This is a genomic window from Streptomyces sp. NPDC059456 (assembly GCF_042750055.1).
In the GTDB taxonomy this organism is placed as follows: Bacteria; Actinomycetota; Actinomycetes; order Streptomycetales; family Streptomycetaceae; genus Streptomyces.
Map to the genome: position 1 here is coordinate 1 of NZ_JBHYVA010000222.1, position 11,717 is coordinate 11,717.

General features: G+C 73.4%; 9 protein-coding genes and 1 pseudogene. 3 read left to right on the forward strand and 7 right to left on the reverse strand.

Annotated features, from left to right (window positions below):
- A partial coding sequence (locus ACFXA3_RS20435; RefSeq protein ID WP_385188592.1) for a DUF3097 family protein occupies positions 1 to 549 on the forward strand: 549 nt, incomplete at its 5' end.
- A gap of 130 nt (positions 550 to 679) precedes the next feature.
- On the opposite strand, the gene hemW is transcribed toward ACFXA3_RS20435, so the two are convergent.
- The 3 genes from hemW to lepA form a co-directional block, all read right to left on the reverse strand.
- Complete coding sequence (hemW, locus tag ACFXA3_RS20440) at positions 680 to 1,912, reverse strand: radical SAM family heme chaperone HemW (protein ID WP_385188594.1); 1,233 nt, start codon at positions 1,910 to 1,912, stop codon at positions 680 to 682.
- 126 nt (positions 1,913 to 2,038) lie between these two features.
- Positions 2,039 to 3,928, reverse strand: a complete 1,890-nt coding sequence (locus ACFXA3_RS20445) for an AMP-dependent synthetase/ligase (protein ID WP_385188596.1) — start codon at positions 3,926 to 3,928, stop codon at positions 2,039 to 2,041.
- Positions 3,929 to 4,166: 238 nt separating this feature from the next.
- On the reverse strand, positions 4,167 to 6,032 hold the full coding sequence (lepA, locus tag ACFXA3_RS20450; RefSeq protein ID WP_385188598.1) for a translation elongation factor 4: 1,866 nt from the start codon (positions 6,030 to 6,032) through the stop codon (positions 4,167 to 4,169).
- Positions 6,033 to 6,243: 211 nt separating this feature from the next.
- Here lepA and rpsT point away from each other — a divergent pair, with 211 nt between their 5' ends.
- A complete protein-coding gene (gene rpsT, locus ACFXA3_RS20455; RefSeq protein ID WP_352214677.1) occupies positions 6,244 to 6,510 on the forward strand; it encodes a 30S ribosomal protein S20 in 267 nt (88 codons plus the stop codon).
- Positions 6,511 to 6,803: 293 nt separating this feature from the next.
- Here the strand turns inward: rpsT and holA are convergent, their stop codons facing one another.
- On the reverse strand, positions 6,804 to 7,796 hold the full coding sequence (holA, locus tag ACFXA3_RS20460; RefSeq protein ID WP_385188600.1) for a DNA polymerase III subunit delta: 993 nt from the start codon (positions 7,794 to 7,796) through the stop codon (positions 6,804 to 6,806).
- A gap of 76 nt (positions 7,797 to 7,872) precedes the next feature.
- Between holA and ACFXA3_RS20465 the strand changes: the two genes are divergently transcribed.
- Positions 7,873 to 8,115 carry a hypothetical protein gene (locus ACFXA3_RS20465; RefSeq protein ID WP_383515657.1) on the forward strand — a complete coding sequence of 81 codons (243 nt, stop codon included), beginning with the start codon at positions 7,873 to 7,875 and terminating at the stop codon, positions 8,113 to 8,115.
- Positions 8,116 to 8,133: 18 nt separating this feature from the next.
- Here ACFXA3_RS20465 and ACFXA3_RS20470 read toward each other — a convergent pair whose 3' ends face one another.
- The 3 genes and pseudogenes from ACFXA3_RS20470 to ACFXA3_RS20480 form a co-directional block, all read right to left on the reverse strand.
- Positions 8,134 to 9,015 (reverse strand): YceI family protein, encoded by an 882-nt coding sequence (locus ACFXA3_RS20470; RefSeq protein WP_385188602.1) that lies wholly within the window; start codon positions 9,013 to 9,015, stop codon positions 8,134 to 8,136.
- Between the two features lie 136 nt (positions 9,016 to 9,151).
- Positions 9,152 to 11,524, reverse strand: a pseudogene (locus ACFXA3_RS20475) (ComEC/Rec2 family competence protein); the annotation flags it as partial.
- Positions 11,521 to 11,717 (reverse strand): ComEA family DNA-binding protein (locus ACFXA3_RS20480; RefSeq protein WP_385188604.1); only part of this gene is annotated, 197 nt, incomplete at its 5' end. The pseudogene ACFXA3_RS20475 and the gene ACFXA3_RS20480, both read right to left, overlap by 4 nt.

Genomic DNA, 11,717 nt, shown 5'->3' on the forward strand with positions numbered 1-11,717 from the left:
CCCCGCGGCCCCCGGGCGGGGCCCGCGGGGCGGCGCGGGGGCGCGGCGCGGGGGGGGCCCCCCCCCGGGCGGATCTACGTCGAGGGCCGGCACGACGCCGAGCTGGTGGAGCGGGTCTGGGGCGACGACCTGCGGATCGAGGGCGTGGTGGTGGAGTACCTGGAGGGCATCGACGACCTCCCGGCCGTCGTGGCGGAGTTCGCACCGGCCCCGGACGCCCGTCTGGGCGTGCTGGTGGACCATCTGGTCCCGGGCTCGAAGGAGTCCCGCATCGCGGCGTCGGTGACCTCCCCGGACGTGCTGATCGTCGGGCACCCGTACGTGGACGTGTGGCAGGCCGTGAAGCCGTCGGCGCTGGGCATCGGGGCGTGGCCGGTGGTCCCGCGCGGGCAGGACTGGAAGACGGGCGTGTGCCGGGCCCTGGGCTGGCCCGGGAACACGGGCGCCGCCTGGCAGCACATCCTGTCCCGGGTGACGTCCTACAAGGACCTGGAGCCGACGCTCCTGGGCTCGGTGGAACACCTCATCGACCACGTCACGGCCCCGTAGACCCCGCTCCGGGCCCGCCGGCGTCCGAGGCGGCCTTCCGGCCCCGCCGACCGCCGAGGCGGCCTTCCGCCCCGCCGGCGTCCGAGGCGCGGGGTCCGGGGGCGGCGCCCCCGGCGACGGCGCCGCAGGGCTAGTCGACCAGGTCCCGGACCACCGCGTCGGCCAGCAGCCGCCCCCGCAGGGTCAGCACGGCCCGCCCGCCCTCGTACGGCCCCGGCTCCAGCAGCCCGTCCGCGAGGGCCTTGCGGGACGCCGCGAGCCCCGCCGGAGCCAGCAGCGACAGCGGGACCCCGTCCACCAGCCGCAGCTCCAGCAGGATCCGCTCCACCCGCCGGTCCTCCGCGGACAGGAGCTCGCGCCCCGCGCCCGGGGAGCGGCCCTCGGCCAGGGCCGCGGCGTAGGCCCCGGGGTGCTTCACGTTCCACCACCGCACGCCGCCGACGTGCGAGTGCGCGCCGGGTCCCGCGCCCCACCAGTCGGCGCCGCGCCAGTACAGCTCGTTGTGCAGGCAGCGGCCCGCCTGCGAGGTGGCCCAGTTGGAGACCTCGTACCAGGAGTACCCGGCCTCGGCCATCACGGAGTCCGCGATCAGGTACCGGTCCGCGTGCACGTCGTCGTCCGTCATCGGGACCTCGCCGCGCCGGATCCGCCGCGCCAGCTGGGTGCCCTCCTCCACGATCAGCGCGTAGGCGCTGATGTGGTCCGGCCCGGCTCCGAGCGCGGCCGTCAGCGAGGCCCGCCAGTCGTCGTCGGACTCCCCCGGCGTCCCGTAGATCAGGTCCAGGTTGACGTGCTCGAAGCCCGCCGCCCGGGCCTCCGCCACGCACGCCTCGGGCCGGCCCGGCGTGTGCGTGCGGTCGAGCACCTTCAGGACGTGCTGCTTGGCGCTCTGCATGCCGAACGAGATCCGGTTGAAGCCCCCGGCCCGCAGCTCCGCCAGGTACTGCGGGTTCACCGACTCGGGATTGGCCTCCGTCGTGACCTCGGCGTCCTCGGCCAGGCCGAACTCGTCCCGGATCGCCGCGAGCATCCGTACGAGGTCGGCGGCCGGCAGCAGCGTCGGCGTGCCGCCGCCCACGAAGACCGTCCGGACGGCCCGGGGGTCGTCGCCGAGCACCTTGCGGGCGAGACGGACCTCGTCGATCAGGGTGTCGGCGTAGTTCTCCCGGGAGGCGAGCACGCCGCCGGTGCCGCGCAGCTCGGTCGCGGTGTACGTGTTGAAGTCGCAGTACCCGCACCGCGTGGCGCAGTACGGGACGTGCAGGTAGAACCCGAGCGGCCGGTCCCCGGCACCCGCCAGGGCATGCGACGGCAGCGAGCCGTCTTCGGGCATGGGTTCACCGTCGGGCAGTGCGGAAGGCATGCCCCCATTGTCCCGCACCCGCGTCCGCCGCCCGGCCGGTCCCGCGCGCGGCCCGTCCCGGTGCCGGAGGGGCCGGGACGGGGCGGGGCGGTCCGCCGCCCCGCCCCGCCGGGCCCGACGCGGGCGCTACGCCTCGCGCGACCCCTCGTACATCTCGTCGATGAGGTGCTTGAACTCACGCTCGACGGCCGGCCGCTTCAGCTTGAGGCTGGGCGTGAGGTCGCCGTGCTCCACGTCGAGGTCGCGGGGCAGGATCCGGAACTTCTTGACCGTCTGCCAGCGCTGGAGGCCCTCGTTCAGGGTCTGGACGTACGTCTCGACCAGGCGGTTCGTCTCCGCCGCGGCCAGGACCTCGGCGTACGTCCTGCCCTCCAGCCCGTTCTCGGCGGCCCAGCCGAGGATGGCCGGCTCGTCGAGGGCGACCAGGGCGGTGCAGAAGTTCCGGTCGGCGCCGTGCACCACGATGCTCGACACGTACGGGCAGATCGCCTTGAAGCGGCCCTCGATCTCGGCCGGCGCGACGTACTTGCCGTTCGAGGTCTTGATGAGGTCCTTCTTGCGGTCCGTGATGCGCAGGTAGCCGTCGGGCGAGAGCTCGCCGATGTCGCCCGTGTGCAGCCAGCCGTCCTCCTCCAGCACCTCGGAGGTCTTCTCGGGCTGGAGGTGGTAGCCCTGCATGATGCCGGGGCCGCGCAGCAGGATCTCGCCGTCGTCGGCGATGCGGACCTCGGTGCCGGGGAGCGGCTTGCCGACGGTGCCGGTGCGGTAGGCCTCGCCCGGGTTGACGAAGGAGGCCGCGCTGGACTCGGTGAGGCCGTAGCCCTCCAGGATGTGGATGCCGGCGCCGGCGAAGAAGTAGCCGATCTCGGGGGCCAGGGCGGAGGCGCCGGAGACGGCGGCGCGCAGCCGGCCGCCGAAGGCGTCGCGGAGCTTGCCGAAGACGAGCGCGTCGGCGATCTTGTGCTTGGTGGCGAGGCCGAACGGGGCGGTGGCCTGGCCGGTGCGCCGGTAGTTGTCCTGGGTGACCTTGGCGTACTCGCGGGCCACGCCGACCGACCACTGGAAGATCTTGTACTTGGCGCCGCCGCCCGCGCGGGCCTTGGCGGCGACCCCGTTGTAGACCTTCTCGAAGATGCGGGGCACGGCCGCCATGTAGGTGGGCTGGACGACCGGCAGGTTCTCGATGATCTTGTCGATGCGGCCGTCGACGGCGGTGACGTGTCCGACCTCGATCTGGCCGGAGGTCAGGACCTTGCCGAAGACGTGCGCGAGCGGCAGCCACAGGTACTGGACGTCGTCGCTGGAGATCATGCCGGTGGCGACGGTGGCCTTGGCCATGTACGACCAGTTGTCGTGCGGCAGCCGTACGCCCTTGGGGCGGCCGGTGGTGCCCGAGGTGTAGATCAGCGTGGCGAGCTGGTCGGGGGTGATGGCCGCGATGCGCTCCTTGACCGCCTCGGGGTGCTTGGCGAGGTACTCCCTGCCGCGTGCCTCCAGGTCGGCGAGGGAGAGCACCCAGCCCTCCGGGTCGCCGTCGGCCGGTACGGCGTCGGCGGCCTCCAGGACCACCACGTGGGCGAGCTCGGGCAGGTCGGCGCGGCGCTCGCGGGCCTTGGCCAGCTGGGCCGCGTCCTCGGCGATCAGGACGCGGCTGGCCGAGTCGGAGAGGATGAACGCCGACTCCTCGGCGTTGGTGCTCGGGTAGATCGTGGTCACGGCGCCGCCGGCGCACATGACGCCCAGGTCGGAGAGGATCCACTCGACGCGGGTGTTGGAGGCGAGCGCGACCCGCTGCTCGGGCTGCAGGCCGAGGTCGAGCAGACCGGCGGCGATGCCGAAGACCCGCTCCGCCGCCTGGCCCCAGCTCAGCGACTTCCAGTCGTCGGGGCCGGTGCCGGCGGCCGCCGGCACCGGGAACCGGTAGGCCTCGGTGTGGGGCGTGGCGGCGACACGCTCAAGGAAGAGGGCCGCCACGGTGGGCGGGCGGTTCTCGATCAAGGTCTGTGTGTCGCTCACGGACGTCCTCCGGACCACGCGGCAGGGCCTGTCATCCAAGGCGGTGAATGACGGCTTCCAACAGGGCTTGCAACCAGGGCTTGTAACTGGCGAGTAACCAACGGGCAGTGATCAGACTAGGGGCCCTCCGGCTGGCGCGTAAGGGCCCTTGAGACGCCGATTCATAACGAAACAAGCCCCCGCGCGGCTGCACGGAGGCCTGTTTCACTTGCGGCACACGGCCCGTCGGGACCGGGGGCTACTTCTTCTTGCCACCGGACTCGTCGCTGGAGAGGACGGCGATGAAGGCCTCCTGGGGCACCTCCACCGAGCCGACCATCTTCATGCGCTTCTTGCCTTCCTTCTGCTTCTCCAGCAGCTTCCGCTTACGGGAGATGTCACCGCCGTAGCACTTGGCGAGGACGTCCTTGCGGATGGCGCGGATGGTCTCGCGGGCGATGACGCGCGAGCCGACGGCCGCCTGGATCGGGACCTCGAAGGCCTGCCGCGGGATGAGCTCGCGCAGCTTGGCGACGAGCCGCACGCCGTAGGCGTAGGCGGCGTCCTTGTGGCAGACGGCGGAGAAGGCGTCGACCTTGTCGCCGTGCAGCAGGATGTCGACCTTGACCAGGCTGGAGGCCTGCTCGCCGGTGGGCTCGTAGTCCAGGGAGGCGTAACCGCGCGTCTTGGACTTCAGCTGGTCGAAGAAGTCGAACACGATCTCCGCGAGGGGGAGGGTGTAGCGGATCTCGACCCGGTCCTCGGAGAGGTAGTCCATGCCGAGCAGCGTGCCGCGGCGGGTCTGGCAGAGCTCCATGATCGCGCCGATGAACTCGGTGGGCGCGAGCACGGTGGCCCGCACGACCGGCTCGAAGACGTCCTTGATCTTGCCTTCGGGGAACTCGCTCGGGTTGGTGACGGTGACTTCCTTGCCGTCCTCCAGCACCACGCGGTAGACCACGTTCGGGGCGGTGGCGATCAGGTCGAGTCCGAACTCGCGCTCGAGGCGCTCGCGGACCACGTCCAGGTGCAGCAGGCCGAGGAAGCCGACGCGGAAACCGAAGCCCAGCGCCGCCGAGGTCTCCGGCTCGTAGACGAGCGCGGCGTCGTTGAGCTGGAGCTTGTCCAGGGCCTCGCGCAGGTCCGGGTAGTCGGAGCCGTCCAGCGGGTACAGGCCCGAGAAGACCATCGGCTTCGGGTCCTTGTAGCCGCCGAGGGCCTCGGTCGCACCGTTGTTCAGGCTGGTGATGGTGTCACCGACCTTGGACTGACGGACGTCCTTCACGCCGGTGATGATGTAGCCCACCTCGCCGACGCCGATGCCGTCGGCCGGCGTCATCTCCGGGGAGGAGACACCGATCTCCAGCAGCTCGTGGGTCGCGCCGGTCGACATCATCCTGATGCGCTCGCGCTTGTTGAGCTGGCCGTCGACCACACGGACGTACGTGACGACGCCGCGGTACGAGTCGTAGACCGAGTCGAAGATCATCGCGCGGGCGGGGGCGTCCTTGACGCCGACCGGGGCCGGGACGGTGGCGACGACCTTGTCGAGCAGGGCGTCCACGCCGAGGCCGGTCTTCGCGGAGACCCGCAGGACGTCCTCGGGCTGGCAGCCGACCAGGTTCGCGAGCTCCTCGGCGAACTTCTCCGGCTGGGCGGCCGGCAGGTCGATCTTGTTCAGGACCGGGACGATCGCGAGGTCGTTCTCCATCGCGAGGTACAGGTTCGCGAGGGTCTGGGCCTCGATGCCCTGCGCGGCGTCCACCAGCAGGACGGTGCCCTCACAGGCCGCGAGGGAGCGCGAGACCTCGTAGGTGAAGTCGACGTGCCCGGGGGTGTCGATCATGTTGAGGATGTGCGTCTTGCCCACGCCCTCACCCGCGGTGGGCGCCCACGGCAGTCGGACCGCCTGGGACTTGATCGTGATGCCGCGCTCGCGCTCGATGTCCATGCGGTCGAGGTACTGGGCGCGCATCTGCCGCTGGTCGACGACACCGGTGAGCTGGAGCATCCGGTCGGCGAGCGTCGACTTGCCGTGGTCGATGTGCGCGATGATGCAGAAATTGCGGATCAGCGCCGGGTCGGTACGGCTCGGCTCGGGCACGTGGCTGGGGATCGCGGGCACGCAGTGTCCTGATTCTCGGGTCGCAGTCGGAAGCGTTTCCGGCTCTCGTCGGATCTGTACGCAGGCTCCCATGGTCCCATGGACGGGGGGATGCGCTCGGTTTGGGCCGCTGGGAGCGCGCCTGGTAGCCTGAGCAGCTGTGTCTCGTATGCCCTCTCAGCTGTCGAGGCACAATCCGAAGATCAAACTCTGAACCTGAAAAGGCTCTTTCGTGGCGAACATCAAGTCCCAGATCAAGCGGAACAAGACGAACGAGAAGGCGCGCCTGCGCAACAAGGCCGTCAAGTCTTCGCTCAAGACCGCGATCCGCAAGGCCCGTGAGGCCGTGGCCGCCGGTGACGTCGAGAAGGCCACCGTGGCTTCTCGCGCCGCCTCGCGTGCGCTCGACAAGGCCGTCTCGAAGGGTGTCATCCACAAGAACGCCGCCGCCAACAAGAAGTCGGCGCTGGCCTCCAAGGTTGCCACCCTCCAGGGCTGAGCTCTGATGTGATCGCCGGAAGGGATCCAGCGGGCCCTCTCTCCCGCTCCCGACCGGCCCCCGCGCCGCACACGAAGCGTTCGCCACGCGGGTGCGGTGCAACCGAGCAGTAACGAAGGCCCCGGCCACCACCCTTCCCCAGGGTGACGGCCGGGGCCTTCGTCCTTCCCGGCCCCGGCCGCCGGCAAGGGCCGGGCGAGACGGCAGGGTCAGCGGCAGGGCCGGGGCCGGGTTCTGCGGCAGGACTCGGTCGCCGGTCCGGGGCGGGAGTCAACGCCGGGCCGCGGCAGGAGTCAGCGCCGGGCCGGGCGGGCGGCGCGGGCCACTGCCACGACCGCCTTCTCCAGGGCGTACTCGGGGTCGTCGCCCCCGCCCTTGACCCCGGCGTCGGCCGCGGCCACGGCCCGCAGGGCCTCCGACACCCCGTCCGCCGACCAGCCGCGCATCTGCTGGCGCACCCGGTCGATCTTCCACGGCGGCATGCCCAGATCCCGCGCCAGGTCTCCCGGCCGGGCCCCCCGCGGCGCGGAGGCGAGCTTGCCGATGGCCCGGACGGCCTGCGCCAGCGCGCTGGTGATCAGCACCGGGGCCACCCCGGTGGACAGCGACCACCGCAGCGCTTCGAGCGCTTCCGCCGCGCGTCCCTCGACCGCCCGGTCGGCGACCGTGAAGCTGGAGGCCTCGGCCCGGCCCGTGTAGTAGCGGCCGACCACGGCCTCGTCGATCGTTCCCTCGACGTCGGCGCACAGCTGCGCCGCCGCACTCGCCAGTTCGCGCAGATCGCTCCCGATCGCGTCGACCAGCGTCTGGCAGGCCTCCGGGGTGGCCGACCGGCCCAGCGTGCGGAACTCGCCCCGGACGAACGCCAGCCGGTCCGCGGCCTTCGTCATCTTCGGGCAGGCGATCTCCCGGGCCCCGGCCTTGCGGGCCGCGTCCAGCAGGCCCTTGCCCTTGACCCCGCCCGCGTGGAGGAGCACGACGACGATCTCCTCGAACGGCGCCGCGAGGTACGCCTTGACCTCCTTGACCGTGTCCGCGGACAGGTCCTGCGCGTTGCGCACGACCAGTACCTTGCGCTCGGAGAAGAGCGAGGGGCTGGTCAGCTCGGCGAGCGTGCCGGGCTGGAGCTGCTCGGGGGCGAGATCGCGCACGTCCGTGTCGGGGTCGGCGGCCCGGGCGGCCGTCACCACTTCCCGTACGGCGCGGTCGAGCAGCAGGTCCTCCTGCCCCACCGCGAGGGTGAGCGGGGCGAGCGGATCGTCGGTGGAGTTCTTCCTGGTGGCCATCGCACCCAGCATCCCACGCCGCACTGACAGCCCCCCGCGCGGCGGCCCCGTCCGCCCCGTACCCGAGAATGGCCGCGTGAACGTGCGACATGTACTGGTGCTGCCCGACCGCGACGCCGCCGAGGAAGTGGCGCAGGAGGCGGTCGACCGCTTCGGCCTGCCCGAGGAGCCGCAGCTGGTCCGAGACGCCCTGGCCGGCGAGGACGACGCCGAGGACGCCCAGTGGCTGGTGGTCGTCGAGGACCCGCAGGAACGGCTCGACGCCACGGTGCTGGACGGCCTCGCCGCCGAGTACGAGGGCTGGCTGGAGACCCCGTAGCGGCCCCGCGGGCCGCTGCTACGCCTTGTGCACGATCTGGACGTCCAGCACGACCTCCACGCTCGAACCGATCGCCGCGATCCCCTGGGCCAGCACGGACTGCCAGTTCAGGGAGAAGTCCTCGCGGTGCAGCTCGGCGCTCGCCCGGCAGGCCGCCCGCGGTTCGCCCTCCAGCCCCGTACCGAGGCCCAGGTACTCGGTGTCCAGGGTCACCGAACGGCTGACCCCGTGCAGGGTCAGGGCGCCCGCGACGGCCCAGCGGCTGCCGCTGCGGTGGATGAACCGCTCGCTGTAGAACTCGACCGTCGGATGGCGCGCCGCGTCCAGGAAGTCGGCGGAGCGAAGGTGGTCGTCCCGCATCCGCACACCGGTGTCGATGCTCGCCGCGTCGATGATCACGTGCATGGAGGAGTCCTCCATGCGGTCGGCTATCCGCACCGCGCCGGCAAAGGTGTTGAACCGGCCGCGGATCCGCGCGAAGCCGATGTGCTGGGCGGTGAAGCCGATGGAGGAATGCGTCGGGTCGAGCTCCCAGTGGCCGGGTGCGGGCAGCAGCGGCGGTTCCACGGCGTCGAGCACGATCTCCCCCGTGCCGGGCTGCGCCGGGTCCCCCACCAGCGTCGCCCCGTGGAAGGGCGCGTAGCCCTCGGCGGTGACGGAGAGCCGGTACTCGCCCTCCGGAACGGCCGCGGTGAAGCCGCCGTACGGATCGGTCTCGCCGCTGACGATGCGGCGGCCGATCGGGTCGGTCACCTCGAACCTGGCCTGCCGGACCGGCTGGTGCACGGTGTCGAGGACACGGCAGCTGAGCAGCCGCGCCGTATGGGGCAGCGACAGCGTGGCGGATGTGTGCGAACCGGCGCTTCCGGCCGTCTCCGACCCTCTTCGGCGACTGAACATGGTTGGGGCACCCCCGTGCTCTGTGGACATGTGCCGCTCTGGCGACGACGCATTCGATCATGCTGTCGGGTTGTGGGCAAACAGAAAGACCCTGTCCGGTATGCCCGTGTCGGCGACGGCGGCGCCGGAAGGGGAACGCCCGCATCCGCTGGCCGCTCCCGGTGACGGCGATCGAGCCGTCGGTGTCGGTGCGCAGGACGGTCGCGCCCAGGGTCCGCAGGTGGGTGAGGGTGCCCGGAGCGGGGTGCCCGTAGCGGTTGCCCTCGCCGACGGGGACGATCGCGAGCCGGGGCCGTACCCGGGCCTGGAGGCCGGGGTCCTGGTGGGCGGAGCCGTGGTGGGCGACCTTCAGGACGTCGACCGGCCCCAGTTCCGGATGGGCCCTCAGCAGGGCCTCCTGAGAGGGCGGTTCGAGGTCCCCGAGCAGCAGCAGGGTCAGCCCCGCGGCCCGCACCAGCAGGGCGACGCTGGCGTCGTTGGGCCCCTCCGGCCGCGGGCCGTCGGGCACGGGCCACAGCACCTGCCACTCCAGGGGCCCTGCCCGGCGCCGCTCGCCCGCCGAGGCCGCCACGACGGGGACGTGCGCCGCCGCCGCGGTCCGCCGGACGAACCCGGCCTGAGCGGCCGGCTCCTCCAGGGTGGTGGTCTGAATCACACCCACCGCCCGGTCCTTCAGCACCCCGGACAGGCCGCCGACGTGATCGGCGTGGAAATGCGTCAGCAGGAGCAACGGCACCCGGCGCACCCCCAGCGCGCGCAGGCACCTGTCCACCGGTCCCGGTTCGGGGCCCGCGTCCACCACGACGGCCGTGTCCGGGCCGGCGGCGAGCACGGCGGCGTCCCCCTGGCCCACCGCGCACTGCACGTACCTCCAGTCGGGCGGCGGCCAGCGGGTGAGCGTACGGGTGAGCTGCGGCGGCCGCAGGACGGCCAGGAGCAGCAGGACCGCCAGCACGGAACACACCCACGGCCGGTGCATGATCCGCGCGCCGGTGACCGCGACGGCCACGGTGGCGGCGGCCAGCAGCAGTCCACCGGTGAGCCCGCCGGGCCAGGCCAGTTCCGCGCCCGGCAGCCGCGCCCCGGCCCGGGCCACGGCGGCGATCCACCCGGCCGGCACCCCAGCGCACCATGCGAGCAGCTCCGCGACGGGCATGCACAGCGGGGCCGCCGCGAGCGCGGCGAAGCCGAGCACGGTCGCGGGACCCGCCGCGAGTTCGGCGAGCAGGTTGCAGGGCACCGCCACGAGGCTCACCCGGGCCGAGAGCACCGCGACCACCGGCGCGCAGACGGCCTGCGCGGCCGCGGCGGCGCCCAGCGCCTCGGCGAGCCGGGGCCGCACCCCTCGCCGGCGCAGGGCTTCGCCGCACCGCGGGCCGAGCGTGAGCAGGGACCCGGTGGCCAGGACCGAGAGCAGGAAACCGGGGCTGCGGGCGAGCCGGGGATCACCGAGCACCAGCAGCAGAACGGCCGCCGCCAGGGCGGGGACCAGGGATCTGCGCCGCCCGGTGGCGAGGGCCAGCAGGGTGATCGCCCCGCAGGCCGCGGCCCGCAGCACGCTCGGCTCCGGCCGGCACACCACCACGAACGCCAGGGTCAGCGCCGTCCCGCACAGGGCCGTCGCCCGCAGGGACAGCCCGATCCGGGGTGCGAGGCCGCCCCGCTCGGCGCGCTGCGCGGCGGCGGGCGGACCGATGAGCAGGAACAGCACCACGGTCAGGTTGGATCCGGACACGGCCAGCAGGTGCAGCAGGTCGGTGGCCCGGAACGCCTCGTCGAGATCGGGCGGCACCCGGGAGGTGTCCCCGACCACCAGCCCCGGCAGCAGGGCCCGGGCGTCGGGCGCGAGCCCCTCGGTGGCCCCGCGCAGCCCGGCCCGCAGCCTCCCGGCGATCCGCTGGACGGTGTCGGGGCCGCCGGTCACCCGCGGCGGCTCGTCCCCGGCCGGGCGGAGCAGCGCCACGGCCCGCTCCCCGGACGGGGCCGGGGCCAGCCGGGCGACGACCGCGACCCGGGTGGAGGGCTGCAGCCGGGCCCATCCCGGATGCCCGGCCAGCACCCGTACGGGGGTCTCGACCCGGGTCTGCGCGCCGTCGGGTCCGGTCACCCGGTTCAGCACCGCGTCCAGGACCACCACGGGCGGGCCGCTCCCGCCGCGGGAGCCGCGCGGGTCCGAGCCGACGGTCAGCTCGGCGAGCACGCGGGCGTGGTTCCCGGCCAGCCCCACGACCGGCCCGGCCCGCGCCTCGGCCCGCTGGAGGCCTGCCACCCCGGCCCCGGCGGCCGCGCACAGCAGGACGGCGGCCGCGGCCGGGCCGATCCGCCACAGCGACTGCGGACGCAGGCAGGCGGCCAGGAGCAGCAGCCCGGCGCCGAGGACCCCGAGCCCGGCCCCGGCGGCCGTCCAGCCGGCCGGTGCGTCGAGGGCGAGGGCGGCCGCGGCCCAGGCGGCCAGCGCCGGCAGGACCAGGCGCAGATCCACCGGGCCCGGCCCCTCGGGGCGCTTCACGGCCGGACCAGCTTGCGCAGATCGGCGAAGCGGCGCTCGCCGATGCCGTCGACCTGGCGGAGCTCCTCCACCGAACGGAAGCCGCCGCGGGCGGTCCGGAACTCCACGATGTGCTGCGCCAGGACCGGGCCGACCCCGGGCAGCCCGTCCAGCTGCTCCACGGTGGCCGTGCCGAGGCTCAGCGGCCCGGCAC